The organism is Streptosporangium sp. NPDC049248, from assembly GCF_040678965.1.
Lineage (GTDB): Bacteria > Actinomycetota > Actinomycetes > Streptosporangiales > Streptosporangiaceae > Streptosporangium > Streptosporangium fukuiense.
The window spans coordinates 73,864-100,760 of record NZ_JBFAQY010000010.1; the positions used below are offsets into that span (position 1 = coordinate 73,864).

24 protein-coding genes are annotated in these 26,897 nt (G+C 71.5%); 10 read left to right on the forward strand and 14 right to left on the reverse strand.

Features of this window, described 5'->3' with window-relative positions; all coding sequences use genetic code 11:
* Positions 1-39: 39 nt before the first annotated feature.
* Genes AB0K21_RS19950 through AB0K21_RS19960 form a run of 3 tightly spaced genes read right to left on the reverse strand, consistent with a single transcriptional unit; the run spans position 40 to position 3,421 of the window.
* A complete protein-coding gene (locus tag AB0K21_RS19950; RefSeq protein ID WP_343965441.1) occupies positions 40-735 on the reverse strand; it encodes an ATP-binding cassette domain-containing protein in 696 nt (231 codons plus the stop codon).
* Positions 732-2,543 (reverse strand): ATP-binding cassette domain-containing protein, encoded by a 1,812-nt coding sequence (locus tag AB0K21_RS19955; RefSeq protein WP_343965439.1) that lies wholly within the window; start codon positions 2,541-2,543, stop codon positions 732-734. The genes AB0K21_RS19950 and AB0K21_RS19955 overlap by 4 nt, the downstream gene beginning before the upstream one ends.
* Positions 2,543-3,421, reverse strand: a complete 879-nt coding sequence (locus tag AB0K21_RS19960; RefSeq protein ID WP_364151780.1) for a branched-chain amino acid ABC transporter permease — start codon at positions 3,419-3,421, stop codon at positions 2,543-2,545. Before AB0K21_RS19960 ends, AB0K21_RS19955 begins: the two co-directional genes overlap by 1 nt.
* A gap of 115 nt (positions 3,422-3,536) precedes the next feature.
* Here AB0K21_RS19960 and AB0K21_RS19965 point away from each other — a divergent pair, with 115 nt between their 5' ends.
* The 4 genes from AB0K21_RS19965 (at position 3,537) to AB0K21_RS19980 (ending at position 7,838) form a co-directional block, all read left to right on the forward strand.
* Complete coding sequence (locus tag AB0K21_RS19965; RefSeq protein WP_343965435.1) at positions 3,537-4,346, forward strand: enoyl-CoA hydratase/isomerase family protein; 810 nt, start codon at positions 3,537-3,539, stop codon at positions 4,344-4,346.
* Entirely contained in the window at positions 4,343-5,965 is a 1,623-nt protein-coding gene (locus AB0K21_RS19970; RefSeq protein WP_364151784.1) for an AMP-binding protein, read from the forward strand. The genes AB0K21_RS19965 and AB0K21_RS19970 overlap by 4 nt, the downstream gene beginning before the upstream one ends.
* Positions 5,965-6,786 carry an SDR family oxidoreductase gene (locus AB0K21_RS19975; RefSeq protein ID WP_364151787.1) on the forward strand — a complete coding sequence of 274 codons (822 nt, stop codon included), beginning with the start codon at positions 5,965-5,967 and terminating at the stop codon, positions 6,784-6,786. Before AB0K21_RS19970 ends, AB0K21_RS19975 begins: the two co-directional genes overlap by 1 nt.
* A gap of 68 nt (positions 6,787-6,854) precedes the next feature.
* Entirely contained in the window at positions 6,855-7,838 is a 984-nt protein-coding gene (locus tag AB0K21_RS19980; RefSeq protein ID WP_364151790.1) for a nitronate monooxygenase, read from the forward strand.
* A gap of 122 nt (positions 7,839-7,960) precedes the next feature.
* Here the strand turns inward: AB0K21_RS19980 and AB0K21_RS19985 are convergent, their stop codons facing one another.
* Positions 7,961-9,073: a CaiB/BaiF CoA-transferase family protein gene (locus AB0K21_RS19985; protein WP_364151793.1), complete on the reverse strand. Its 1,113-nt coding sequence runs from the start codon at positions 9,071-9,073 to the stop codon at positions 7,961-7,963.
* A 32-nt stretch (positions 9,074-9,105) separates the two neighbouring features.
* Positions 9,106-10,452, reverse strand: coding sequence for an enoyl-CoA hydratase-related protein (locus tag AB0K21_RS19990; RefSeq protein WP_364151796.1), 1,347 nt, complete (start codon positions 10,450-10,452; stop codon positions 9,106-9,108).
* Positions 10,453-10,536: 84 nt separating this feature from the next.
* Between AB0K21_RS19990 and AB0K21_RS19995 the strand changes: the two genes are divergently transcribed.
* The 3 genes from AB0K21_RS19995 (at position 10,537) to AB0K21_RS20005 (ending at position 14,535) form a co-directional block, all read left to right on the forward strand.
* A complete protein-coding gene (locus AB0K21_RS19995) occupies positions 10,537-11,718 on the forward strand; it encodes an acyl-CoA dehydrogenase family protein (protein WP_343970220.1) in 1,182 nt (393 codons plus the stop codon).
* Positions 11,718-12,473: an SDR family NAD(P)-dependent oxidoreductase gene (locus AB0K21_RS20000; protein WP_343970217.1), complete on the forward strand. Its 756-nt coding sequence runs from the start codon at positions 11,718-11,720 to the stop codon at positions 12,471-12,473. The genes AB0K21_RS19995 and AB0K21_RS20000 overlap by 1 nt, the downstream gene beginning before the upstream one ends.
* A gap of 133 nt (positions 12,474-12,606) precedes the next feature.
* The gene (locus tag AB0K21_RS20005; RefSeq protein WP_343970214.1) at positions 12,607-14,535 is read left to right on the forward strand and encodes a propionyl-CoA synthetase; all 1,929 of its coding nucleotides are present in this window, start codon (positions 12,607-12,609) and stop codon (positions 14,533-14,535) included.
* A 103-nt stretch (positions 14,536-14,638) separates the two neighbouring features.
* On the opposite strand, the gene AB0K21_RS20010 is transcribed toward AB0K21_RS20005, so the two are convergent.
* The 8 genes from AB0K21_RS20010 to AB0K21_RS20045 form a co-directional block, all read right to left on the reverse strand.
* The gene (locus AB0K21_RS20010; RefSeq protein ID WP_364151801.1) at positions 14,639-15,616 is read right to left on the reverse strand and encodes a BadF/BadG/BcrA/BcrD ATPase family protein; all 978 of its coding nucleotides are present in this window, start codon (positions 15,614-15,616) and stop codon (positions 14,639-14,641) included.
* Positions 15,617-15,621: 5 nt separating this feature from the next.
* A complete protein-coding gene (locus AB0K21_RS20015; protein WP_343971729.1) occupies positions 15,622-16,509 on the reverse strand; it encodes an alpha/beta hydrolase in 888 nt (295 codons plus the stop codon).
* A gap of 68 nt (positions 16,510-16,577) precedes the next feature.
* Positions 16,578-17,972 carry an FAD-dependent oxidoreductase gene (locus AB0K21_RS20020; RefSeq protein WP_343972067.1) on the reverse strand — a complete coding sequence of 465 codons (1,395 nt, stop codon included), beginning with the start codon at positions 17,970-17,972 and terminating at the stop codon, positions 16,578-16,580.
* A gap of 182 nt (positions 17,973-18,154) precedes the next feature.
* On the reverse strand, positions 18,155-18,940 hold the full coding sequence (locus AB0K21_RS20025; protein ID WP_343972070.1) for an ABC transporter permease: 786 nt from the start codon (positions 18,938-18,940) through the stop codon (positions 18,155-18,157).
* 77 nt (positions 18,941-19,017) lie between these two features.
* Positions 19,018-19,869 carry an ABC transporter permease gene (locus AB0K21_RS20030; RefSeq protein ID WP_343971732.1) on the reverse strand — a complete coding sequence of 284 codons (852 nt, stop codon included), beginning with the start codon at positions 19,867-19,869 and terminating at the stop codon, positions 19,018-19,020.
* 42 nt (positions 19,870-19,911) lie between these two features.
* Positions 19,912-21,141, reverse strand: a complete 1,230-nt coding sequence (locus tag AB0K21_RS20035) for a spermidine/putrescine ABC transporter substrate-binding protein (RefSeq protein ID WP_364151805.1) — start codon at positions 21,139-21,141, stop codon at positions 19,912-19,914.
* Between the two features lie 19 nt (positions 21,142-21,160).
* Entirely contained in the window at positions 21,161-22,306 is a 1,146-nt protein-coding gene (locus AB0K21_RS20040) for an ABC transporter ATP-binding protein (RefSeq protein ID WP_343971738.1), read from the reverse strand.
* A 25-nt stretch (positions 22,307-22,331) separates the two neighbouring features.
* Positions 22,332-23,789, reverse strand: a complete 1,458-nt coding sequence (locus AB0K21_RS20045; RefSeq protein WP_343971741.1) for a gamma-aminobutyraldehyde dehydrogenase — start codon at positions 23,787-23,789, stop codon at positions 22,332-22,334.
* 193 nt (positions 23,790-23,982) lie between these two features.
* On the opposite strand from AB0K21_RS20045, the gene AB0K21_RS20050 reads away from it, so the two are divergent.
* Positions 23,983-24,477 carry an Lrp/AsnC family transcriptional regulator gene (locus tag AB0K21_RS20050; protein WP_030906137.1) on the forward strand — a complete coding sequence of 165 codons (495 nt, stop codon included), beginning with the start codon at positions 23,983-23,985 and terminating at the stop codon, positions 24,475-24,477.
* A gap of 4 nt (positions 24,478-24,481) precedes the next feature.
* On the opposite strand, the gene AB0K21_RS20055 is transcribed toward AB0K21_RS20050, so the two are convergent.
* The gene (locus tag AB0K21_RS20055) at positions 24,482-25,192 is read right to left on the reverse strand and encodes a DivIVA domain-containing protein (RefSeq protein ID WP_343971750.1); all 711 of its coding nucleotides are present in this window, start codon (positions 25,190-25,192) and stop codon (positions 24,482-24,484) included.
* 246 nt (positions 25,193-25,438) lie between these two features.
* Here AB0K21_RS20055 and AB0K21_RS20060 point away from each other — a divergent pair, with 246 nt between their 5' ends.
* Positions 25,439-26,227 carry an ATP-binding cassette domain-containing protein gene (locus AB0K21_RS20060; protein ID WP_364151811.1) on the forward strand — a complete coding sequence of 263 codons (789 nt, stop codon included), beginning with the start codon at positions 25,439-25,441 and terminating at the stop codon, positions 26,225-26,227.
* The gene (locus AB0K21_RS20065) at positions 26,224-26,895 is read left to right on the forward strand and encodes a hypothetical protein (RefSeq protein ID WP_364151814.1); all 672 of its coding nucleotides are present in this window, start codon (positions 26,224-26,226) and stop codon (positions 26,893-26,895) included. The genes AB0K21_RS20060 and AB0K21_RS20065 overlap by 4 nt, the downstream gene beginning before the upstream one ends.
* Positions 26,896-26,897: the final 2 nt, after the last annotated feature.

Genomic DNA, 26,897 nt, shown 5'->3' on the forward strand with positions numbered 1-26,897 from the left:
TGGGGGTTTCCGTGGGGGGTTCCGTGAGAGTGGGGTGGGTCAGGAGAGGTAGGCGGCCTGCAGCAGGTCGGGCAGTTCCGGGTCGGTGCCACGCACCCGGTGCGCGACGTGCCCGTGCCGCAGCACCACGACGTCCGCCTCCAGCTTCTGGGCGACTTCGACCCGCTGTTCGACCAGCAGGACGGCGAACCCGGCGTCGCGCAGGTCGGCGAGGATCTCGATGGTCCGGCCGACCAGTTTGGGCGACAGGCCGTTCGTGGGCTCGTCCAACATGATCACGCGAGGTGCGCCGGCCACCGCGCGGGCGATGGCGAGCATCTGCTGCTGGCCGCCGGACAGACCGCCCGCGAGGCGCTGCGACATCGGACGCAGCTCGGGCAGCAGGTCGAGCGGGTCCAGTTCGGAGTTGCGGGCCGCGCGGGCCGCGGCGACCCGGAGGTTCTCGGCCACCGACAGGCTCTTGAACACGTGCCGGCCCTCCAGCACGTGGCCGAGCCCGGCCCGGGCCCGCCTGCTCGCCGGAAGGTTGTCGAGGCGCAGGTCGTCCAGCCAGATCCCGCCGTCGGCCGACTCCAGCCCGCCGACGCCGCGCAGCGTGGAGGTCTTCCCGGCGCCGTTGGCGCCCAGCAGGGCCAGGCAGGTGCCGGGCTCGACGGTGAGGGACAGGTCCTCGACGGCGGTGACGCCGCCGTACCGGACGCGCAGCGCGTCCACCTTGAGCCGGCCGCCGTTCACGCGACCCCCATGTACGCGGCGCGGACGCTGTCCACGCTGTGCAGGTCCCCGGGCTCGCCCTCCCACAGCACCTTGCCGAGGTCGAGGACGACGACCCGGTCGACCAGGCGGCTGATCATGTCCAGGTGGTGTTCGACGATCACGACGGCCACTCCCGCTGCGGCGACGTCACTGACGACGCGTTCGAATCCTTCGATCTCCGCGGCCGACAGCCCGGCCGCGGGTTCGTCCAGGAGGAGGACCTCCGGACAGGTGCCAAGGGCCATGGCGGCCTCAAGGAAGCGAAGCTGGCCGTGGCTCATCACCCGGCTCTCCCGGGTGCCCGCCGCCGGGTCGTGCGGGTCGAGGCCGCCGAGCTCCAGCAGGGTGAGCGCGCCGCGCCGGCAGGCATCCCGCATCGCCTCGTCACGTTTTCCGTGGACGGCCGGGAGCGCGAGGTGCTCCTCGATGCTCATGCCGGGGAACGTCTTCGGGGTCTGGAAGGTGCGGGACACGCCGCGCTTGGCGACGGCGGCGGCGCCCAGGCCGCCGAGGTCCGTCCCGTGCAGGGTGATCCGGCCGGCGGTCGGCGGATAGTGCCCGGACACGACGTTGAGCAGCGTCGTCTTGCCCGACCCGTTCGGCCCGATGAGGCCGACGATCTCGCCGCGCCGCAACTCCATCGACACCCCGCCGAGCGCGTCCACGCCGCCGAAGCTGCGCCGCAGGTCGGTGACCTTCAGGATCGGCTCGCCGGGCGCGCGCTCCGGCACCTCCACCTCCGGAGTGGCGGCCAGGTCGCGCAGCGCCTGGGGGGCGGGCGCCGCGGTGCGGCTGAACAGGCCGCGCGGCCGCAGCCGCATGAGCACGATGAGCAGCGCGCCGTACAGCAGGTTGTTCAGGTGCGGGTACGCGTCGAGGCGCAGCGGGATCAGCACGAGCAGCACCGCGCCGACGATCGGGCCGAGCCGGGAGCCGCTGCCGCCGAGCACCACCATCACCAGGAACAGGATGGACAGGTTGGAGGAGAAGGCGTCCGGCGAGATGTAGGCGGACAGGTAGGAGAACAGCCCTCCACTGAGCGCGCCCAGCGCGGACCCGGCGGCGAAGGCGACGACCTTGGTGAGGTAGCCGGAGACGCCGAGCGCGGACGCGCCGATCGGCTCGTCGCGGACCGCGACGGTGGCCCGGCCCAGGCGGGACGTCCGGTACCGGGCGTGCAGCCAGTAGCTGACGCTCGCCACGACGACGATCACGATCGCCACGACCCACGGGGTCGAGACCGGCTCGCCGCCGAACCAGAAACGGGCGTCGATGCCGGACAGGCCGTTGTTGCCGCCGGTCACCGACTGGAACTGGATGAGCATGTCGTTGACGACGAGCATCAGGCCGAGCGACATCATGGCCAGGCCGATCGCGCCCAGCCTTCCGGCCGGGAACCCGGCCAGCGCCCCGGCGGCGAGCCCGGCCAGCGCGGCGACCGGCAACGCCGCCCAGATCGGCCAGCCGTGCGAGACCACCAGAACGGCGGTGACGTAGGCGCCGATGGCGAACGACGCGCCCTGCCCGAGGGACAGCGCGCCGGCGTAGCCGGTGGTGATGTTGAGTCCCAGCGTGGCGACCGCGTACAGGCACACCAGTTGCAGGACGTAGCCGTTGTAGGACAGCGGGCCCCACAGGGCCAGCAGCGCCGTCGCGATGACCAGCAGCGCCGCGCCGTGCGCGGCGGGCCTGGCGAGCACCCGCCGGACGGGCGTGGGGGTGGCGTCGCGGCCGCGTGCCGCCGCGACGCGCAGGGTCTGGAACAGGTCGGGGAGCCGGTACGACATCACACCGCCCGCACCGGTGCCGCGCCGAACAGGCCGTGCGGGCGCACCAGGTAGACCACGACCAGCAGCAGGAACACCGTCAGGTTCACCGTGAGGCTGCCGACGTAGACCCCGGCGAACTGGCTGACCACGCCGATGACCAAGCCGCCGGCGACGGCGCCGCCGATGCTGCCCATGCCGCCGATCGCGGTGGCCACGAACCCGTAGAAGGTGTACGACAGCCCCAGCGACGGGGTGACGAGCTGGGTGGAGGCCACCAGCACCCCGGTCACCGCGGCGACCAGCGCGGACAGCACCGTGGCGATCTGCGAGGCACGTGCCCGGGAGATGCCGATCGCCTCCGCGCCGTCGAGGTCGTCGGCGATCGCGCGCAGCTCCAGCCCGATCCGGGTGCGCCGGTAGAACACGACGAGCAGCCCGGCGACGACGAACAGCGCGGCGACCGCGGTCAGCTCGGCGGGCGACACCGCCAGGCCGGCCAGGTCGAACCGGTGCTTGCTGACGCCGTACGTGAAGTTGCGGAACTCCCCGCTGTAGGGGATGGCCAGCAGTTCGGCCAGGATCACGCTGATCGCGAGGGTGGACAACAGCCAGGAGGCGGACTGGCCCGACTGCACGAACGGCCGCACCGCGGTCCACTCGACGGTGAGCGCCACCACCGCCATCACGGCGAGCGCGGCCACGTAGGCGAGCCAGACCGGCAGGCCGGCGCCGGCCGCCACCAGCACCGACATGGGCATGAGCATCACCATCTGCCCGTGGGCGAAGTTGATGACGCCGGTCGTCGTGAACAGCGTGGCGAAGCCGACCGCGACCAACCCGTAGATCGCGCCGTCCGCCAGACCCGGCACGAGCACCGTCTGAAGGAACTCATGCATGGGGGGACCTGGTCCCGGCGCGTGATGTGACATCTCTCTTCACCATGGCGCGAAACGTATATATGATTTGGATGACAGTCAAGAAGGGCGTCTCGGCGCCCGTGGGGAGGCGCCCGTGTCGAGGAAGAACGGCCGAGCAGGCCTGGAACGTGCGGATGGGGTGCTGCTCAGCACGGTCGTCGGCGGAACGCTGGTCGTTACCCTCAACCGTCCGGAGTCCGCCAACGCCCTCGACGACGAGCTCATGGACGGGCTGGCGGACCTGTGGCGGGCGGCGGCCGGGGCGCCGGAGTTGCGCGCGGTGCTGCTCACCGGCGCGGGCAAGGCGTTCTGCGCCGGGGCCGACGTGTCCATGCTCTCGGTGCCGAGGGTGAAGGTGGGCGACACCGCGACCGAGGAGCTCGACTTCCTGCCCGGACCGCGCCTGGGGATACCGGTCATCGCCGCGGTGAACGGGGTGTGCGCCGGAGGCGGCCTGCACTTCGTGGCGGACGCCGACATCTGCATCGCGTCGCCGGCGGCCCGCTTCCTGGACCCGCACGTCAGCGTCGGCCAGGTGTCCGCGCTGGAACCGCTGCAGCTGCGGCTGCGGATGCGGCCGGACCTGCTGACCCGCCTCGTCCTGCTCGGCCGGCACGAGTCGCTGTCGGCCGAACGGGCCGAGCGCGCCGGTCTCGTCTCCGAGGTCGTCGAGCCGGACGCGCTCGTCGACCGGGGGATGGAGCTGGCCGCGATGATCGGGCGGAACTCACCGGAGGCGGTGCGGCTCAGCCGCCGGGTGCTGCGCACGTTCGAGGAACGGCTCATCGCCACCGATATGGACCTCGGCTGGGAACTGATCCGGCGGCACCGGTACCATCCGGACGCCGTCGAGGGTCCGGCCGCCTTCCTGGACAGGCGCGAGCCGAAGTGGACGACGTCATGAGGACAGCCGACTGGAGCCGCAGGCCGCGGGTGGTCACCCCCGAGCTCGCGGACGCCTGGCGCCGCCGGGGCTTCCTCACCGAGGAGCGGATCGGCGACCTGCTGGACCACGGGGCGACGCGGTGGCCGAACCGACCGGCGATCATCACCGCGCGCGGTGAGACGAGCTTCGCCGAGCTGGCCGCCAAGTCCGCCGCGGTCGCGCGGACCCTGATCGCCGGCGGGGTGCGGCCGGGTGACGCCGTCTGCTGGCTGCTGCCGACCGGCCCGGACGCCGTCGCCGTCGCGGCGGCGATCTGGCGGATCGGGGCGATCAGCAGCCCGATCGTGCCGCTGTACGGCCCGCGCGAGATCCGCACCGTACTGGGCCAGATCCGGCCGGCGGCCATCGTCACGTACGCCGACGACCGGCGCCGGGCCTACCCGGACGAGTTCGACGAGGCGCTGCGCGACATCTCTCACGAACCCGCCGCACGGCTGCTCACCACCGGCCGGTCGGCGGGCTGGCGAGCGGCGGACGGGGAGGGTCCCGGCGCGCTGCCGTCCGGGATCGAGCCCGCCGCCCCCGCGGACCCCTGCCTGGTGCTGTTCACCTCGGGCACCGAGTCCGAGCCCAAGGGCGTGGTGCATTCCGTGGCGGGCCTGCGGCACGAGCTGCGGATGACCGTCGTGGAGTGGGGCCTGACGTTCCGCGACCGCATGGTGATGGCCTCCCCCATCACGCACATCACCGGCCTCCTGCAGGGCTTCATGATCCCCTGCCGGGTGGGGGCCACCGCGGTGCTGATGGAACGGTGGGATCCGGCCGCGTGCGCCGAGCTGGCCGACCGTACCGGTGCCACCTACATGGCCGGCGCCACGCCGTTCCTGCGTGAGCTGCTCGACGTGTACGCCGCCGAGGGGCGGGACCGATCGCCGCTGCGCCAGTACTGCTGCGGCGGCGCGGCGGTGCCGCCGGCCCTCATCCGGCGCGCCGACGAGCTGGGCATCGCAGCGTACCGGGCGTGGGGCATGACCGAGCTGCCCACCGCGACGCTGCCCAACGAGCTGGACCCGCTGGAGTTCCGGGCGGAGACCGACGGCCGGCTCGCACCGGGCGTGGAGCTGCGCGCCGTGGACCCCTCGGGCCGGGACGTCGAGCCGGGCGAGGTGGGTGAACTGCTGCTGCGCGGCCCGGAGATGATGCTCGGTTACGTGCGCGAGGAGCTGAACGCGCACGCGTTCACCCCCGACGGCTGGTTCCGCACCGGGGACCTCGGCTCGCTGGCCGCCGATGGGCAGGTACGGATCACCGGGCGGCTGAAGGACGTCATCAACCGCGGCGGCGAGAAGTTCTCGGCCAGGGAGATCGAGGACGCCATCGTGAGGCACCCCGACGTGGCGGCCGTGGCGATCGTCCCGGTGCCCGGCGGCCGGCTCGGTGAGCGGATCGGCGCGGTCGTCGTCTCGGACCGGGAGGACCTGACCCTGGAGGAGGTCGGCCGCGCGGTGACCGGCCAGGGGCTGGCCCGGCACAAGCAGCCGGAGCTGCTGCGGGTGGTCCGCTCGCTGCCGACCAGCCCGACCGGCAAGATCAACAAGGCCTCGGTGGTCGAGCTGTTCGACCTGGAAACCGGCTGATGGGCGGCCTGCTGGACGGGCGCTGCGTCGTCGTGACGGGCGGCGGGAGGGGCCTGGGCCGCACCTACGCGCTCGCGTGCGCGGCCCACGGCGCCGGGGTCGTGGTCAACGACGTGGACGGGGCCGCCGCGCACGCCGTGGCCGCGGAGATCGCCGCCGCCGGCGGGCACGCGGTGGCGGAACCGGGTTCCGCCGGGTCGTGGGAGGTGGCTGCCCGGCTTTCCGGGACGGCGGAGCTGGAGTTCGGCCGGCTCGACGGCCTCGTCGCCAACGCCGGGATCACCCACCACGCCCCGCCGTGGGAGGAGGACGAGGCGCGGCTGCGGCGGATCACCGAGGTCAACGTGCTCGGCGTGCAGTTCGCCGCGGTGCACGCCATGCGGGCGATGGTCCGGCGGGGCGCCGGCGGGTCGATCGTCACGATCGTGTCCGGCGCCCGGTTCGGCATCCCCGGCATGAGCGCCTACGGCGCCACGAAGGGGGCGGTGGCCGCGATGACCGCCGGCTGGGCGCAGGACTGCGCGTTCGCCGGCATCCGGGTCAACGCCGTGTCGCCGCTGGCCGAGACCGGCATGGCGGCGCTGGACACCCGGCCCGACCGGCCCGCGCTGGGCGTGCCCGAGGACGTGGCGCCGGTGGTGGTCGCGCTGCTCAGCGACGCCACCCGCGGCGTGACCGGCCGGATCGTCCGCTTCGACGGCACCGATCTCGGCGTGTACACGCCGGAGGCCCTCACCCCGGTCACCGGCTGGACGGCCAGGGATCCCGCCGAGTCGATCGCGGAGGCCCTGACCCGGATCGGCGGCCCCGCCGCGGCCTGAACGCCCCCTGTCCACCCCGGCCCGGGTCCGCGGCCGGACCACCGTTCGAGACGAAAGCCACCGCTGAAATGATCACTACCGCCTTCACCGAGACCTTCGGCGTACGGCACCCGCTGCTGTGCGGCGGGATGACCGGCCTTGGCCGGGCCGAACTGATCGCGGCCGTCGCCGAGGCCGGCGCCCTCGGGTTCCTGACGGCGCTGACCCAGCCGACGCCCGAGGCGCTCACCCTGGAGATCAAGCGCACGCGCGAACTGACCGACCAGCCGTTCGGGGTGAATCTCACCATCCTGCCCACCGTCCGCCCGGTCCCCTACGACGAGTACCGGGCGGCGATCATCGAGTCGGGGATCACGGTCGTCGAGACGGCCGGCGGCAGCCCGGACGCGCACCTGCCCGACTTCAAGGCCGCCGGGATCAAGGTCATCCACAAGGCGGTCGCGGTACGGCACGCCGTCAAGGCGCAGGCGCTCGGCGTGGACGCGGTCAGCATCGACGGCTTCGAGTGCGCCGGCCACCCGGGCGAGGACGACATCGGCGGCCTCGTGCTCATCGCCGCGGCCACCCGGGCGCTGGACGTCCCGGTCATCGCCAGCGGCGGCATCGCCACCGGCGCCGGCCTGGTGGCGGCGCTGGCCCTCGGGGCGTGCGCGGCGAACATGGGCACCCGGTTCATGGCGACGACCGAGGCGCCCGTCCACGACAATGTCAAGCGGCAGATCGTGGCGAACTCCGAACGGGAGTCGATCATCGTCTTCCGTGAGTTCCACAACTCGGCGCGGGTGGCGCGCAACTCGGTGTCGGAGGAGATCGCCGAGATCTCACGCCGGCCGGGCTCGTCCTTCGAGGACGTCGCCCACCTCGCCTCGGGGGTACGGGGGCGGGAACGTGTCCTCGGGGCGGGCGACATGGAGGACGGGCTGTGGTGGGCCGGCCAGGCCCAGGGGCTCATCACCGAGGTGGACAGCTGCCGGAACGTGGTGGACCGGATCATCGCGGACGCCGAGGAGATCATCCGCCACCGGCTGCCGGGGTTCCTGCCGGCGGCCTGACCCGGGCCGGCACTGAGGTGTGGCCGCTCCCGGCATCGGAGACGGTCCCGCCCGTATCCCCCCGGCGCCGGCCGGCAGGGGTCCCCAGCGGCTCGGCGGCCGGTTCCGGTGCCGCCCGGCGGTCAGTCGCCCGGCTGCCCCCACTCGCGCAGCACGTCCGCCGCGTCGGCCGCCGTCCGCGGCACCGGGGCCACCGGGGCGGCCGGGGTGCGGGAGAACCTGGGCGCCGGGGCCGCCTGGAGCACGCCGTCCGCCTCGGCGTACGTGCCGCGGGCCGCCAGGTGCGGGTGGGCGGGGGCCTCGGCGAAGCTGAGCACCGGGGTGACGCACGCGTCGGTGCCGGCGAAGTGCGCGGCCCACTCGTCGCGGGTGCGGGAGGCGAACGCGGCGGTGAACCGCTTGCGCATCGCCGGCCAGCCGGCCGGATCGTTCTGCTCGCCCAGTTCGGCCGGGTCGATGTCCAGCCCGGCCAGCAGCGCCGCGTAGAAGTGCGGCTCCAGCGCACCCACCGCGACGAACCCGCCGCCGGCGCAGGTGTAGGTGTCGTAGAAGGGCGCGGCGCCGTCGAGCAGGTTGCCCTCCCGTTCGTCGCGCCAGGCGCCCATGCCGCGCAGGGCGAGGGTCATCTGGCTGAGCAGCGCGGTCCCGTCGACCATGGCGGCGTCGACCACCTGGCCGCGGCCGGACCGGTACCGTTCGAACAGCGCGGCCAGCACGCCGACGAGCAGCAGCATGGACCCGCCGCCGAAGTCGCCGACCAGGTTGAGCGGCGGCACCGGGGCCCGGTCCGCGCGGCCCATGGCGTGCAGCGCGCCGGTCAGGCCGATGTAGTTGATGTCGTGGCCGACCTGGCCGGCCCACGGCCCGTCCTGACCCCACCCGGTCATCCGGGCGTAGACCAGGCCGGGGTTGCGGGCCAGGCAGGCGTCCGGGCCCACGCCGAGCCGTTCCACCACACCGGGGCGCAGGCCCTCGATCAGTACGTCCGCGCGTTCGGCGAGGCCGAGGACGACGGCCCGCCCGTCGGCGGACTTCAGATCGGCGTGGACCGGGCGCCGGCCGCGCAGCACGGCGTCGGTCGCGTCCGGGGCGCCGAGCCGGAGCCCGCGGCCCGCCGGCCGTTCGATCCGGACCACGTCGGCGCCAAGGTCGGCGAGCACCATGGCCGCGTGCGGGACCGGGCCGAGCCCGGCCAGTTCCACCACTCTCAGTCCCGCCAGGGGGCCGTCCTTCATCGGGTTCCCGCCTCTCTACTTGCGCTTGCCGTTCACGAACGCGTCGAGCCGGGCCCGGCCGCGGCGGACGCGGCGGCCTCGGCGATCATCGCGGCCTCGATGCCGAGCTGGTCGGCCAGCGACCGCGCCGGGGCGTCCCGGAGCAGGCGCCGGGTCCGGCCGAGCGCCGGGAACGGCCCGGCCGCGATCCGCGCCGCGGACTGCCGGGCCGACTCGACGAGTTCCTCGTCGGGGTGGACGTCGGTGACCAGCCCCCAGTCGGCGGCCTCCCCTGCCGTCAGCCGGCGATCGGTCAACGTCAGCGCGAGCGCCCGGCGCAGCCCCACCACCTGCGGCAGCAGCCAGGACGTGCCGCAGTCCGGGGTCAGGCTCGCCTGGGCGTACGCGGTCAGGAACGTCGCCGACTCGCCGGCGAGCACCACGTCGGCCACCAGGGTGAGGGCCAGTCCCGCGCCCGCCGCCACGCCCTGGACGGCGGCCACGACGGGGACCTCCAGCCCGGCGAGGGTCAGCACCGCGCGGTGCGCCGTCCGGGCCAGCTCCAGCACGTAGCCGGCGCGGTCCGCGGCGCCGTGCGTCGCGCTGACGTCCCCGCCGGCGCAGAAGTCGCGGCCGCGGCCGAGCAGCAGCACGCAGCGTACCCCCGGGTCGGCCGCGGCGGCCGCGGCGGCGTCGCCGAGCGCCCGCGCCATGGGCAGGTCCAGCGCGTTGGAGGACTCCGGCCGGTCGAGCTCTATGGTCGCCACCCCGTCGGCGACCTCGTACCGCACCCAGGTCCCGGTGACCGCCTGCTCGTCCACCGGTGCGCTGGTCAGACCGGCGAGGACCAGGTCGGCGAGGTGCCGGTAGGCCTGCGCGGCGTCGAACCCGGTGGCCGACTGGATGGCGCCGCGCTGGATGGAGTTCATGACCTCGGCCACCGCGGCCCCCACGAACGACGCGTGGATCGGACGCAGCACCCCGGCCCTGACCCCCTCCGTCACCAGGCTCTGTACCCGCTCCGCGGCGTACCGGGTGTTCTCCTGGTAGACCTCGTTGGCCGGGCCGAAGGCGGCCACGTCCGCGAGGAACGCGGCCGAGGCGGGCTGCAGCTCCGCGGCGACGGCCTCCAGGTAGACGGCGAGCTGCCGGGCCGGGTCGCCGGAGGCGGCGACCCGGACCCCGATGCGCTCGGCCGCCGCCTTGAAGAACGAGCGGACGGCGGCCACCACGATCTGCTCCTTGCTGGGCGCCACCGCGTACAGGGTGGTCCGGGAGCAGCGCAGCCGCTCGGCGAGGTCGCCGATGTTGAACGACGCGAATCCCTCGGCCAGGAACAGCTCGCGGAGCTGTGCCAGTGTCTCCTCGCGCCGGGTGCGAGTCCTGTCGGGCGACGGCATGACACCGACTCTAGGGCAGCCCCTAGCGAACAGTACAATTTCTGATACTTTAGTACTTGTTTTCGTACTCCAAAGGAAGCTTCGATGCCCGCATCGCGTGTCATGCCAAGCGAAGAGAGTGCCGACCTGATCGAGATCGTCCGGGACCTCGCCGACGGGAAGCTGGCCCCCCGGGTCGCGAAGGCCGAGGCGGACGAGGACTTCCCGCGCGACGTGTTCCGCACGCTCGGCGCGATGGGCGTCCTCGGCCTGCCCTACCCCGAGGAGTACGGCGGCGGCGGTCAGCCCTACGAGGTGTACCTGCAGGTGCTGGAGGAGGTCGCCCGGGTCTGGTCCAGCGTCGCCGTCGGCACCAGCGTGCACGTGTTGTCGTGCTTCGGACTGTTCAACTTCGGCACCGACGAGCAGCGGCGGACCTGGCTGCCCGACATGCTCGGCGGCGAACTGCTCGGCGCGTACTGCCTGAGCGAGCCGCAGGCCGGCTCCGACCCCGCAGCCATGACCACCCGTGCCGTCCGCGACGGTGACGACTACGTGCTCACCGGCGCGAAGGCGTGGACCACGCACGGCGGGCACGCCGACTTCTACACGGTGATGGCGCGGACCTCGGACGACCCCAGGGGCATCTCCTGCTTCCTCGTCCCGGCCGGCGCCGAGGGCCTGAGCGCCGACCCGCCCGAGCACAAGATGGGCCTGACCGCCTCTCCGACCGCGACGATGCGGCTGGACGGCGTACGGGTGCCGGCCGAGCGCAGGATCGGCGCGGAGGGCGACGGCCTCGGCATCGCGCTGGCCGCCCTCGACTCCGGCCGGATGGGCATCGCCGCCGTCGCCACCGGCCTGGCCCAAGGCGCCCTGGACCACGCCGTGACGTACGCGAAGGAACGCTCGACGTTCGGCAGGCCGATCATCGAGCACCAGGGCCTGGCGTTCCTGCTGGCCGACATGGAGGCGGCCGTGCAGACCGCCCGCGCGATGACGCTGCACGCCGCCCGGCTGAAGGACCTCGGCCTGCCGTTCGGCCGGGAGGCGTCCATCGCCAAGATGGTCGCCACCGACAACGCCATGAAGGTCACCACCGACGCCGTCCAGGTGCTGGGCGGCTACGGCTACACCCGCGACTTCCCGGTGGAGCGTTACATGCGCGAGGCGAAGGTCATGCAGATCTTCGAGGGCACCAACCAGATCCAGCGCATGGTCATCGGCCGCTCGCTCGCCAGGAACACCCCACCCGTGATCACCGCGGTCAGCAGGGAGAAGCACTGATGCAGGTCGCCGACACCGCAGTGATCGTCACCGGCGGGGCCTCCGGTCTCGGCGCCGCGACCGCCGACCTGCTGGCCAAGGAGGACGCGCAGGTCTTCGTGTTCGATCTCAAGCAGAGCATCGACGTCGTGGACCCGGTACCGGGGGTGGAGTACATCCCCACCGACGTCACCAGCCCCGAGGAGGTGCGGGCCTCCGTCGCGACGGCCGCCGCCGGCCGGCCGCTGCGCGCGGTCGTCAACTGCGCGGGCATCGGCCCGTCGGCGCGGATCCTGGGCAGGAAAGGCGTGCACGACCTCGACCTGTACGCGCGCGTCGTGCAGGTCAACCTCGTCGGGACCTTCAACGTGCTCGCCCTGGCCGCCGAGGCGATCGCCCGCACCGAGCCGGACGAGCACGGCCAGCGCGGCGTGATCGTCAACACCGCCTCGGTCGCCGCCTACGAGGGGCAGATCGGGCAGGCCGCGTACTCCTCGTCCAAGGGCGGCATCGTCGGGCTGACCCTGCCCGCGGCGCGCGACCTCGCCCAGTACGGCATCCGGGTCAACACCATCGCCCCGGGCATGGTGGAGACGCCGATGCTGGCCACGGTCTCCGCGGAGTTCCGGGAGGATCTGGCGGCCGGCGTTCCGTTCCCGCGGAGGCCGGCCCGCCCGAACGAGTACGCCCACCTGGCACTGACGATCATCCACCACGACTACCTCAACGGCGAGGTCATCCGGATGGACGGCGCGCTCCGGATGGCACCCCGCTGACCTCGGCAGTCACGAAGTCGGCAAAACTCTCCAAAAACCAGAGACGGCCCAATACCCGTCTTCATGTCTCTCCGCACCCGAAGGTCGGAGAGGGGCCTCGACCGGGCGCCTCCCGGAAGAGCATGATGGCCTGATGTCGTACGCTGACGCGTTTGCCCGCAGTATCACCGACCCGGAGGACTTCTGGGCCGAGGCCGCCGAGGCGGTCACCTGGAGCAGGCCTCCGCGCGAGGTGCTGGACTCCGGGGCTCCGCCCTTCTACCGGTGGTTTCCCGACGGCGAGCTGAACACCTGCCACAACGCGCTGGACCGGCACGTCGAGGCGGGCCACGGCGACCGGGTCGCGCTGATCTACGACAGCCCGGTGACCGGCACCGGCAGGCGCCACACCTACGCCGAACTGCGCGACGAGGTCGCCAGGTTCGCCGGGGTGCTGCGCCACCTCGGGGTGGAACAGGGCGACCGAGTGGTGATCTACATGCCGATGGTGCCCGAGTCGGTGATCGCCATGCTGGCGTGCGCGCGGCTGGGAGCCGTGCACTCGGTGGTGTTCGGCGGGTTCGCGCCCAAGGAACTGGCGGCCAGGATCGACGACGCGCGCCCCAAGGTGGTCGTCTCGGCCTCCTGCGGGATCGAGCCCACCCGCGTGGTGCCGTACAAGCCGATGCTCGACGCCGCGCTCGACCTGGCCGGGCACCGGCCCGCGCACTGCGTGATCCTCCAGCGCGAGCAGGCCCCGGCGGAGCTGGTGCCCGGACGGGACGTCGACTGGGCGAGCGCGGAGGCCGAACCCGCCGGCTGTGTGCCGGTGAAGGCGACCGACCCGCTCTACATCCTCTACACCAGCGGCACCACCGGGCGGCCGAAGGGCGTGGTACGCGACAACGGCGGGCACGCGGCGGCGCTGCTGTGGAGCATGGCCAACGTCTACGACATCGCGCCCGGCGAGGTGTTCTGGGCGGCATCCGACATCGGCTGGGTGGTCGGGCACTCCTACATCGTGTACGGGCCGCTGCTGCGGGGCGCCACGACGGTGCTGTACGAGGGCAAGCCGGTCGGCACCCCCGACGCGGGCGCGTTCTGGCGGGTGATCGCCGAGCACCGGGTGAACGCGCTGTTCACCGCGCCGACCGCGTTCCGCGCGATCAGGAAGACCGACCCGGAGGCGGCCCTGCTGCGCGACCATGACATCTCGTCGCTGCGGACGCTCTTCCTCGCCGGGGAGCGTCTGGACCCCGACACCTACCACTGGGCGGCGGAGAAGCTCGGCGTCCCGGTCGTCGACAACTGGTGGCAGACCGAGACCGGCTGGCCCGTCGCGGCCAACCTGCGCGGCCTGGAACCCATGCCGGTCAAGCCGGGCTCCCCCACCGTGCCCGTCCCCGGCTACGACGTGCGCGTGCTGCGCTCCTCGGGCACCGAGTGCGCCCCCGGCGAGGAGGGCGCGATCTGCATCCGGCTCCCGCTCCCGCCCGGCACCCTCCCCACGCTCTGGCAGGACGACGAGCGCTACGTGAAGTCCTACCTGTCGGCCTTCCCCGGCTACTACCTGACCGGCGACGGCGGCTACCTCGACGAGGACGGCTACCTCTTCGTGATGGGCCGCACCGACGACGTGATCAACGTGGCCGGGCACCGGCTGTCGACGGGATCCATGGAGGCGGTGCTGGCCGCGCACCCGGCGGTGGCCGAGTGCGCGGTGATCGGGGTCGCCGACGAGCTGAAGGGGCAGGTCCCCCGTGGCTTCGTGGTGCTGAAGAGTGGGGCGGCGGTCGACGTCGAGACCCTGCGGGCCGAGCTGATCCTGGCCGTCCGCGAGCAGGTGGGCGCGGTGGCGGCGCTGAGACAGGTGGACGTGGTCCCGGCGCTGCCGAAGACCAGGTCGGGGAAGATCCTGCGCAAGACCATGCGCGGCATCGCCGAGGGCGCCGACGAGCCCGTCCCCTCGACCATCGAGGACCCGACGGTGCTGGACGTGCTGCGCCCCATCGTCGGGCGCGGCGTCACCACCCCGGACGACCGGGACGCCGACCCGCTCCGCTCGGGTTCCGGCGACGGCTGACAGACCGGCCCCGGTTCTCGGTCCGGTACGGCCGGCCGGTCTCCTCTCCGGCGGCGAGGGGCGGCCGGCCGAGAGCGCGTCCGCTCCCGGCCGGCCGCCGGGATCAGTCGCCGGAGACGATGCGGGCGTGCAGCCGCGCGGCGGTCGCCGGGTCCCAGCCGAACGCCTCCCGCCCGGCCAGCCACGCCGCCGCGCCCGCGCCGTCGCCCGCGATGACCGTCGCGGCCCCGAGCCTCTCCCGTACCGCGGGGCCGACAGGGCCCTCGCCGGTCAGCACGCTGCCGGCCAGCACGATCGGGCTCCTCTCGCCCGCCGGGCGGACCTCGGCCACCGTCTCGCAGAGCAGCCGGGCGGCGGTGGAGGCGATCTCCAGCGCGGCCGGGTCGCCCTCGGCCGCCGCCCGGCTGACCAGCGGGGCGAGCCTGGCCAGCTCCAGCGTGGGCCGCGACTGGGCGCGGACCACCAGCTTGATCGCCAGCTCCCGCATCTCCTCCGCCGTCCCCCCGGCTCTCTCTCGCGGGAGCGGCTCGCCCCCCAGCAGGGCGTCGACGACGAGGCGGGTCAACGTCCCACCCGCCTCCCCCCTGCTGAGGGCGTGGGCGGCGACACGGGCCGCCTGCCTGCCCAGCCAGAAGCCGGAGCCCTGGTCGCCCAGGAGCCAGCCGAGCCCGTCGGCGATCATCACGGGCTCGCCGTCCTCGATCCTGGCGGCGATCGCCCCGGTCCCGGCGATGAGCACGGTGCCGCGCGGCTCGGCCGTGCCGGCGGCGAAGGCGATGCCCAGATCGCCGGTGAGCCGGGGCCGGACGCGCAGGCCGGCCGAGGCCCACATGGGGTCGAACACCAGGCGGTCCAGCGCCCCGGCGCCCGCCATCCCGATGACCGCCCCCGCCACCGGGACCGGGTCGATCCCGTGCAGGGCCTGCCGCAGGGCCAGGCCGATGTTGGCGACGGCGACGGCGTTGCCGTGGGCCGCCGGGTTACCGCCCCCGGCCACGCCGTATCCGGCCCGCCGGCCGTCGGCGTCGATCAGGAGCGCCCGTGAGGACGTGCCGCCGACGTCCAGTCCGAGGACGTACATCGCGTTCAGAGGTGCTCTCCGAAGAACGTGGCGACCGCCTCGACCGCCCGGGTGACGTGTGGCTCGGTGTCGTAGAGGTCGATATGGAGCCGGGTGTCCAGCCAGACGAGCCTCTTGGGGGCGTCCATCCGCCGGTAGGCCTCCTCGGCTCCCTCGGGCGAACAGAGGCGATCGACCACGCCGTGCACGATGAGGCCCGGCTTGGGGGACAGGAAGTCGGCGCCCGTCATGTTGTCCAGGGTGATCAGCTCTCGGACCGAGGCCCGGGTCACCGTGTTGCCCCAGTACGCCGAGGCGCCTCGGGAGGTGCCGTAGTAGGCGAACGGCTCGTCGCCCGGCATGGCCGCCTCGCCCTCCTCGGCCACCGCGGGCAGATACTCCACCGCACCGCCCCTGTCCTGCCGCTCCAGCACCTCCGTGCAGGAGGCCAGCGCCCGCTGGTACCCGTCGGGCGACATCCCCGCGCGCATGCCGTAGGGGTTGCTGTACGCCCCCGCGACGCCCGCGAACGCCTTCACCCGGGGGTCGAACGCGGTGAACCTGAGCGCGTAGCCCGCGCCGAGGCAGATCCCGACCGCGCCGATCCTGCCGCCGTCCACCTCGGGCCGCGAGCGCAGCAGCGAGACCGCGGCCCGCAGGTCCTCCAGCTTGCCCTGCGCGTCCTCGTGGTTGCGCGGCTCACCGCCCGACTCGCCCCAGTTGCGGTGGTCGAACGCCAGCGTCACATATCCCGCTCCGGCCAGCCGGGACGCGTACAGGCCGGTGACCTGGTCCCGGGTCCCGGTGAACGGGCCGGTGAGGACCAGGCCGGGGTGCGGGCCCGGTGCCACCGGGACCCGCAGGTCGCCGGCGAGGGTGACCCCGCCGGCGGTGAACTTCACCTTTTCCGACATGGTGCAAGTCTGTACGGCCCGCGTGCCGGAAGCCAACGACTGTCCCCGGCCGAGGCCGGGGACAGTCCCTAGGAGTCGAACCCGAGGCCCATCCGGTCCAGGGTGCGCAGCCAGAGGTTGCGGCGGCCCTGGTGCAGGTCGGCCTGGGCGATCGACCAGCGGGTCATCTGGATCCCGACCGAGCGGACCGGCTCGGGCGGGAACGGGACGGGCTTCTCCTTGACCATCCGCAGCTCGGTCCGCTCGGTCCGCTCACCGGCGAGCAGGTCGAGCATGACGTTCGCGCCGAACCGGGTCGCGCCGACGCCCATGCCGGTGTACCCGGCGGCGTAGGCCAGGCGCCCGCCGTGCGACCGGCCGTAGAAGGCGCTGAACCGGCTGCAGGTGTCGATGACCCCGCCCCACCTGTGGGTGAAGCGCAGCCCGGACAGCTGGGGGAAGGTGGTGGAGAAGTGTTCGGCCAGCTTGACGAAGGTCTCGTCGCGCTGCTCGTACTCGGGCTTGATCATGCCGCCGTTGTAGTAGACCGCGTCGTAGCCGCCCCAGAGGATCCGGTTGTCCTCGGTCAGCCGGTAGTAGTGGAACTGGTTGGCCGCGTCCCCGACTCCCTGCCGGTTCTGCCAGCCCACCGAGGCCAGCTGGTCGGCGGAGAGCGGCTCGGTCATCAGCGCGTAGTCGTAGACCGGCACGAGGAGGTGCCTCAGCCGCCGCAGCAGCGGCTGGAACACCCCCGTGCCGAGCGCGACGTTGCGCGCCCTGACCATGCCGTGCGGGGTACGCAGGTCCAGGCTCGCCGGGGTGTCCTTCATGGTGCGTACCGGCGTGCGCTCGTAGATGCGCACGCCCATCGAGAGGCAGGCCTCCCGAAGCCCCCAGGCCAGCCGGGCGGGGTCGAGCATGGCACAGCCGTCGCGCTCCCAGTGGCCACCGATGTAGGTGGGCGAGTTCACCTCCGCCCGGATCTCCTCCGCGTCGAGGACGTCGAAGCGGGCGCCCAGCTCGCGGGCGATGTCGAGGCTCTGGTTCATCTCCTCCAGCTGCCACGGCTCGGTGGCCACGTGCAGTTCGCCGGTGCGCTCGTAACCGCAGTCGATGCCGTACCTGGCCACGGCCTCGCCGAGCTCGTCGAGGTTGTCGACGCCGAGGCGTTCCAGCGTGGAGATCTCCTCGGGCCAGCGCTCCAGCCCGTTGGCGATGCCGTGGGTGAGGGTGGCCATCGCGAAGCCGCCGTTGCGGCCGGACGCCGCCCAGCCGACCCTCCGTCCCTCAAGCAGGACGACGTCGAGCGACGGGTCGCGTTCCTTGGCCATCAGGGCGGTCCAGAGCCCTGAGAATCCTCCGCCGACCACTGCCAGGTCGGCGCTCGTCTCACCGAAGAGCCGCGTCAGCGGCTCGGGTTTCGCCGGACTGTCGAGCCAGTACGGCTTGCGCTCCGCATCAGCAAGAGCCTTCAGCGGATCCACAAATCTCACTTCCCTACGTGAGTCAGGTTTTCTCTGTGTGTATCGCGTGGTCGTGAAGATCACGCGCGGGTTCCCCCCGCCTGAATCCGATCTCGCCTCCCTGTTCTGTGCCGTGGACCGTCCGGGGTCTGGGTACACCGAAGCCCCGCGCCACCCGGTGAGGGCACGGGGCTTGACGGCGGCTAGGTGCGGCGGCGCGAGCTGACCGTGTTGAACACGGCGATGGCGACGCCTACCGCGAATATAAGCGTCCCGAGGATGTTGACCTGAGGCGGCACCCCGATACGGGTGGCACCCCAGATCCACAGCGGGAACGTCTGGGTGGCACCACTGGTGAACTGGGTGATCACGAAGTCGTCGATGGAGAGCGCGAAGGCCAGCAGCGCGCCGGAGACGACACCGGGCAGGATCATCGGGAAGGTGATCCGCCAGAACGTGGTCCAGGTGGACGCGCCCAGGTCGCGCGCCGCCTCCTCGATCGACCGGTCGAGCCCGATCACCCGGGCGCGCACGGTGATCGCCACGAAGGAGAGCGAGAAGAGCACGTGCGCGATGACCACGGTCGCGAAGCCGGTCTGCACGCCGGCGCTGATGAACAGCGAGAGCAGCGAGGCGCCCATGACGAGTTCGGGCGAGGCGATCGCGGCGAACATCACCAGGTTGGTCGCGCCCTGCCCGCGGAAGCGGTAGCGGCCCAGGGCCAGGCCCATGAGCGTGCCGATCAGCGTCGTGATCACCGTGGCGAGCACGGCGATCTTGAGCGAGTTGAGCACCGCCGTGACCAGTTCGGGATACTCGTCCAGGCGGCCCCACCACCTGAGGGTGAAGCCCTGCCAGGTCACGTTCGACTTGCTCTGGGTGTCGTTGAAGCCGAAAACGATCATGACTGCGATCGGCAGGAACAGCCAGGCGATGATCAGCCAGACGTAGGCCCGGAGCAGCCGGTCACCCAGCCGCCTCGTGTTCAGCGGGGACCTCCGCCTGGTGGGCGCCTCGCCGGGGACCTCGGTTTCGCGGGCGCTCACCCCGCGGAGGGTGTCAGGGCTCATCGGGCCGCCGCCTCCAGGACGTTCTCGGTACCGAGCGCCTTGGCGTAGGCGAAGATGCCGATCAGCATCGCCGCCATCAGCGTGAACGACAGCGCGGCGGCGGTCGGGTAGTCGTTGTTGACCAGGTACTCGGTCTGGATGATGTTGCCGATCATCGTGTTCTCCGGGCCGCCGAGGATGCCGGCGTTGACGTAGTCCGCGGTCATCGGGACGAACGTCATCAGCACCCCGGCGAACACGCCGGGCAGCGAGAGCGGCAGCACGATCTTGGTGAACGCCTCGCGCTTGGCCGCGTACAGGTCCTGGGCGGCCTCGACCACCTTGGGGTCCACCCGCTCCAGCGCGACGTAGATCGGCAGGATCATGAACGGCAGGTAGTTGTAGACCAGGCCGCCGATCACCGCGAACGTCGTCTGCAGCACGTGGAAGTCCTCGGGCAGCAGTCCTGCCGACTTGAGCGGCGAGAGCAGCATGCCGTCGTCGGCGAGCAGGAACCGCCAGGACACCGTGCGCAGCACGAAGGAGACGAAGAACGGCAGCAGCACCAGCAGCAGGTAGGTGGACTTGCGGTTGCCGCCCTTGAACGCGATCCAGTAGGCCATCGGGTAGGCCAGCGCGATGGAGACGACGGTCGCGACCAGCCCGTACCCGGCCGAGCGCAGGAACTGGGTCCTGTACTGCACCAGGGCGTCGCCGTACACCGAGAAGTTGAACGTCTGGACGAACCCGTTGACCACGTCGCCCTCCTGGGTGGAGACCGAGGCCATGAAGACCATCGGCACCACCAGGAAGATCGCCAGCCAGAGTCCGCCGGGCAGGATGAGCAGGTAGGGGGCGAGGCGTTTCACCGGCCGCTTGCCCCTTCCCGTCTGGTTCGCTCTCTCATCGGCCTAACCCTGCGTGATCGGCTGGAAGATGTCCTCGAAGACCTTCTCCTCACCCGGGTTCAGCTTCTTGTACGACCGCAGCTTGGCCATGTCCGCCTCCGAGGGGAAGATCATCGGGCTCTCGGCGATCTGCTCCAGCGCCGCCTTCTCCTTGCCGGTGGCCTTGGCGGCGTCGGCGAGGACCAGGTCCTTGGCGGAGGAGACCGGCGTGATGTAGTTGATGGCCTCGACCAGCATCGTGGCGATCTTCGGCTGGTAGACGTAGTCCATGAAGGTCAGCGCGTCGACCGGGTTCTGCGAGGTCTTCGGGATGCACAGGTTGTCCGTCCAGATCGTGCCGCCCTCCTCGGGCACCACGAACCTCAGGTCCTTGCCCTCGGCGACCTGCTGGAAGATGTCACCCGACCAGGCCATGGTGATCCAGATGTCTCCCCTGGCCAGGGCGTCGACGTAGTCGTTCTCGTAGTACTTGCGCACCAGACCCGCGTCGCGCTGCTGCTTGAGCTTCTCCCCCGCCTTCCTCCAGTCGGCCTCGGTCGACTTGTCGGGGTCGATGCCCAGGGCGAACATGCCGAAGTTGGCGACCTCCTGGGTGTCGAGCATCATGCCGACCTTGCCCTTGTACTTGGGGTTCCACAGGTCGGCGACGCTCTTGACATCGTCCACGTACTTGGGGTTGTAGGCGATGCCGGTAAGGCCGCCCGCCCACGGGACCGTGTGGGCGTTGTTCGGGTCCCAGGTGGGGTTCTTGACCACGGAGGTGGCGTTGGCGGCGAAGTTCGGCAGCTTGGAGTGGTCGAGCGGAACGAGGTAGCCCAGCGCGATGGCCTTGGACAGCTGCAGGCCGTTGGTCAGGACCATCAGGTCGTAGCCGATGTCGTTGTTGGCGGCGAGCAGCGGCTGGATCTTGCCGAAGAACGTGGGGATGTCCTGGATGGCCTCCGTGTAGGTCACCTTGATGCCGGTGTCGGCCTCGAACATCTCCAGGGACGGGTACCGCTTGCCGTCCTTGTCGATGTAGAGCGGCCAGTTGGCGAAGCGCAGCGTGCCGTTCTTCTTCTTGGAGCCCCAGTACTCGGCGACGGCGTCCTGCCGGGGCGCCTCCACCTTCTTGCCCTGCACGCCGCAGGCGGCGAGGGCCAGACCGGCGGCCGACATTCCCCCCAGGCGGAGGGCGTCACGGCGGGTGACGGAGCGGCTCTGCGTCATGCCACGCAGGAAGGCGGGGTTCATGCGGGAGTACATAGCGGACTCAACTTCCGATCGCGTACGAGTGCTGCGGCCGCCACGACAGCCAAACGGCGTCGCCACGCTCCGCCGTACTCGTGCTGTCGAGCGCGTTCTGCTGGAAGACGGTCATCTCTGCCCCCTGGGCCAGACTGACCGTGTAGGAGTTGTAGAGCCCCAGGTAGACCACCTCGGAGACGACGCCTCGTACGACGCTGAGGTCTCCGGTGGGCTCCTCGGTGGAAATACTGATCTTCTCCGGGCGCACCGTGATCGCGATCGCTTCCCCGGCCGCGAACGATCCGCCCTCGGTGAGCACCTGGTCCTCATCGCCCAGCCTAAGCACCGCGAAACCGGACCGGAGACGGTCGACGGTGCCGCTGAGCAGGTTGGACGTGCCGATGAAGCCGGCCACGAAGGTGGTCGCCGGCCGCTCGTAGATCTCTCTCGGGGTGCCCAGCTGCTCGACCATGCCGTCGTTCATGACCGCGATGCGGTCACTCATGGTGAGCGCCTCGCTCTGGTCGTGGGTGACGTACACGAAGGTGATGCCGACCTCACGCTGGATGCGCTTGAGCTCGATCTGCATGGCCTGGCGGAGCTTGAGGTCGAGGGCGCCGAGCGGCTCGTCCAGCAGGAGCGCCCGGGGCTTGTTGACCAGGGCCCGCGCCAGGGCGACCCGCTGCTGCTGGCCCCCGGACATCTCACGGGGGCGGCGCTTCTCGCGCCCGGTGAGGTCGACGATCTCCAGGATCTCGCCGACGCGGCGCTTGATCTCGGCCTCGGCCACCTTCTTGCGCCTGAGGCCGAAGGCGACGTTCTCCCAGACGTTCATGTGCGGGAAGAGGGCGTACGACTGGAAGACCATGTTGACGTCGCGCTTGTTGGGGGGGACGTTGGTGACGTCCTGGCCGTGCAGCCGCACGTTGCCCCGCGACGGATCCTCGAACCCGGCGATCATTCGCATGGTGGTGGTCTTGCCACAGCCCGAGGGGCCGAGGAGCGAGAAGAACTCCCCCTCGGCGATCGTCAGGGTGACCCCCTTGACCGCCTGGACGACCTCGCCGTGGGAGACATACTCCTTGACGACCCCATCAAGTTCGATCGCGGGCGTTTGGGGCGAGCGAGAGGCGGCGTCGGCCGCCTCCGCACCCACCTGGATTTCGGTCATGCCAGGCTTATCCCTCTGTTCGCGGCTATTCGCCGATGTAGTGCATGACGTGCTTGACGCGAAGGTAGTCGTGCAGGCCAAAAACGGACAAATCCTTGCCGTAACCGGAGTGCTTGAAGCCTCCGTGCGGCATTTCTGAGACGAATGGGATGTGAGTGTTGACCCAGACGACACCGAATTCGAGACGGTTCGACACCCGCATCGCCCGACCGTGGTCGGAGGTCCACACCGAGCCCGACAGGCCGTACCTGACGTCGTTGGCCTTGGCCACCGCGTCCGCCTCGTCGGAGAAGGTCTGGACCGTGATGACCGGCCCGAACACCTCGTTCTGCACCATCTCGTCGTCCTGCCTCAGGCCGTCGACGAGCGTGGGAGCGAAGAAGTAGCCCCGCTCGCCGACCCGGTTCCCGCCGGTCAGGACCTTGGCGTGGCCGGGGACCCGGTCGAGGAAGCCGGTGACGCGGGCCAGCTGCTCGGCGTTGTTGAGCGGGCCGTACAGGGCCTCCGTGTCGGAGAGGTCGCCCGTCACGGTGCTCGCCACCGCCTCGGTGAGCGCGGTGACGAACTCGTCGTGGGCGTCCTCGTGGACCAGCACGCGGCAGGCCGCGGTGCAGTCCTGGCCGGCGTTGTACAGGCCCGCGGTGGCGATGGACTCGGCGGCGGCCTTGAGGTCCTTGACGTCGTCGAACACGATGACGGGCGCCTTGCCGCCCAGCTCCAGGTGGACCCGCTTGAGGTCCTCGGCGGCGCTCCTGGCCACGGCCATGCCGGCGCCGACGGAACCGGTGATCGCGACCATCGACGCGGTCGGGTGGCCGACGACCAGCGCGCCGGTCTCCCGGTCGCCGACGACGACGTTGAAGACGCCCTTCGGCAGGACCTCGCCGAGGATCTCGGCCAGCTTGACCGTGGAGACGGGGGTGGTGTCGGAGGGCTTGAGCACGACGGTGTTACCCGCGGCGAGCGCCGGGGCGATCTTCCAGACCGCCATCATCATCGGGTAGTTCCACGGCGTCACCTGGCCCACCACGCCGATCGGCTCGTGCCTGATGACCGAGGTGTGCTCGGCCAGGAACTCACCGGAGGTCGGCCCCTCCAGGGTGCGGGCGGCGCCGGCGAAGAAGCGGAAGTGGTCGGCGGCGACCGGGGTCTCGTCCTCGGCCATCCGGGCGCGCGGCTTGCCGGTGTTGAGGCACTCGGCCTCGTTCAGCTCCTCGGCCCGCGCCTCGATCGCGTCGGCCACCTTCAGGAGCAGGTTGGCGCGCTCGCCCGGAGTGGTCCGCCCCCACGACTCGAACGCGGCGGCAGCGGCGGCGTAGGCGGCGTCGACGTCCTCGGCACCGGAGATGGGAGCACTAAGGTAGGTCTCTCCGGTGCAGGGGTCGATGACGTCGGAGAACCGGCCGCTCCGGGCCTCCACGAGCTCACCGTTGACGTAGTTCTTCAGGCGGGGGAGCTCACTGGTCTCAACCGGGGTGGTCACCGTCGGCCTCCTATGGATCGGGGCTGAGTTGTCGCGACTCTTACAGAGCAAGAGCCGTACGACAAGGGATTTCGTTGTTAAGATACCAAATTGCTACGAAATCGCTTGACAGACGGCCCGAAAGTGACAGCATGTCGCATCGGAGCCGCAACACGCCGGAAACAGCCCCGCAATATGACGCCAGGGAGCGCGGATGACGACGCCACCCAAGGTACGCCGCGACAACGACGCCAGGTCAGGCCCCGTCGTCCTCGACGAGATCTCCAAGCAGATCATCGAACAGCTGCAGGCGGACGGGCGCAAGCCCTATGCCGCCATCGGCAAGGCCGTGGGGTTGTCCGAGGCGGCGGTACGCCAGCGGGTCCAGCGCCTGATCGACGCGGGAGTCATGCAGATCGTCGCGGTGACCGACCCGTTGACCCTGGGCTTCTCCCGCCAGGCCATGATCGGCATCAAGTGCGAGGGCGACCTGGAGATCGTGGCCAACGAGCTGTCGGCCATAAAGGAGATCGACTACGTGGTGCTGACCGCCGGGTCGCTCGACATCATGGTCGAGGTCGTCTGCGAGAGCGACCAGCACCTCCTGGAGATCCTCGGCAAGATCCGGGCCATCCCCACGGTCCGCGCCACCGAGACCTTCGTCTACCTCAAGCTGCACAAGCAGACCTACTCCTGGGGCACCCGCTGACACCTCAACGGCCGAGGCGGGCCTCAAGGACACCCGCCAGGTCGGCGAGGAACTCGTCGACCTCGCCGACCGCGTAGCCCGGCCTCAGCAGCACCGTGGCGAACCTCGCTCCGCGCACCTCGTCGGGGGTGAGGGGCTGGTCGGTGGTGCCGCGCAGGGTGGCCACGATCCGGTCGAGGAAGGTGTCGACCTGGTCCTCGTTGTAGCCCATGCCGAGCCGTCCGGGCCTGAAGGCGGCCCGCTCGACCCGGACGGCGTGCTCCTCGATCTCGTCGGCGCCGAGCGGTTCCGGCGACCCGCCGGCCACCGGCTCCCACCCGGCCGCTCCAGGATGCCGGGCGACGGCCACCGGTTCCCGCTCGGTGGCTCCGGGATGCCGGGCGACCGGGGCCGCTTCCGGATCCCGGAGCGGCGGCTCGGCGCGCTGTGCCCACTCCTGTTCCTGGGGCGCGGTCGGCCAGGGCACGGGCTGCCGGCGCGCGGGAACGATCGGACGTCCGTCCGCCCCGGTGGGCCGAGTCTCGATCGCCACGATGAAGGCCTCCAGCGCGAAGTCGACGGCGATCTCGTGGTAGCCGCCGAGCTTCGTGCGGAAACGGGCGTCGCGGATCTCGTCCGCGGTGATCGGCTCCCCCTCCGGGGCGCCCCTGCCGAGGGTGCCCTCGATCCGGCGGACCAGCAGATCCACCTGATCGGGGTCATATCCCGTACGCACCCCGAGAACCCGTGGAAAGCGGTTCAACCCCGCGTCCTTTCGCCTCTCGCCTATTGGCCTTTCAGTCGATGACCTCCATTCTGAGGGGAATTGCCGGGTAAAAGCGAGTAATCGGAACAGTGTCGCGAACGGGGTCGAGGGCCGTGGCGGGCGTCGAAACCGTGCGGGAGCGGAGCGTTCCGGCGCGGCCGACGTGACGCCGGAGATTCCCCCGATAAGTGAATGATCCCGGTATGGTGACCGCTTATGCGGCTCTCCCAGGTGTCCTTCCGATACTCCCGCCGAGGCCCCTGGATCCTGAAGGACGTCGAGCTCTCGCTCCACCCGGGTTCCGTCACCGAGGTCACCGGCCACAACGGCGCCGGGAAGTCGACGCTGCTGCGGCTGCTCGCGGGATTCCTCCCCCCTTCCCACGGCTCGGTCTCCGACCGGCCCGGCACCGTGGGCTACGCCCCCGACGTGTTCCCCACCGACCAGCCGTTCACCGTCGCCGCCTACCTGGCCCACATGTCCAGGATCCGGGGCGGCTCCCCCGCCTCCGCCGTGGAACTGGCCGGACGCCTGAACGCCTCCCACCTCCTGGAGCAACCGCTGGGCGACCTGTCCAAGGGCAGCGCGCAGAAGATCGGGCTCATCCAGGCGCTACTGACCCCGCCGGACCTGCTGATCCTGGACGAACCCTTCGCCGGACTGGACGAGCAGACCCGCGCCGAACTTCCCCTGATCATCGACGAGATCTCCTCGGCCGGCGGCATGGTCGTGGTCAGCGACCACCAGAACCAGCTCCAGACCTTCCCCGGCGCCGTCCACTGGCTCGTCGCCGACGCCACCGTCACCCCGCACACGCCCGAGCCCGGAGCGCGCCCGGCCGACATCCGGCCCGCTCACCCACGGGACGCCGACCGCCTGCCGCCCCGGGTGCCCGAGCCGTCGGCACGCCAGGCGGTCATCGAGGTGATCGTGGACGCCGGCGACGCCGACGAGGTGGAACAGAAGCTCCGCGCCGACGGCTATCTCACCAGGCGGTCATCATGATCCATCTCGCGCGTTTCAAGCTCTCCGCCTACGCCCGGTCGCACCGGCTGTTCCAGCCGGTGATCGGGCTCCTGATAATGCTGGCCATCTTCTCCGCCACGCTGACCCCGCCCGGCAAGGAGCTGTCCGCGTACGCCGACTCGGCCGGAATGCTGATCCTCATCTTCGCCTGGGCCTCCCGCGGGCTGCTCGACACCGAGCCCCCGACCCAGCGGCTGATCTCCATGACGGCGGCCGGGCGACCGGGCCGTGAGATCGGGGCCGGACTGCTCGCCGCGCTGACGGTCAACCTCGGCCTGGCGACGATCGCGATCGGGCTCCCGCTGATCCACGGCTTCGCCGCCACGCCCGCCCCCGCCGACCTGGCAGGCGGCATCGCGCTGCACCTGCTCGGCGTGAGCGCCGGGACCGCGCTGGGCGCGCTGACCAGCCGGTCGATCCTGGCCTCCCCCGCGGTCTCGATGCTCGCCCTGTTCGGCGGCTACCTCGCCCTGCTGCTGATCAGCCTGACCCCCGTGGGCCGCCTCTCGGTGCCGATCATGCCCTGGATGCGCGCCGCCAACGACGGCCTGCTCGACGAGGTGCTGCTCCCCGTCTCCGCCGCCACCCTGTTCTGGACCGCCGCGGGCCTCACCCTGTACGCACGCCTGCGCCGCCTGAATCCCTAAAG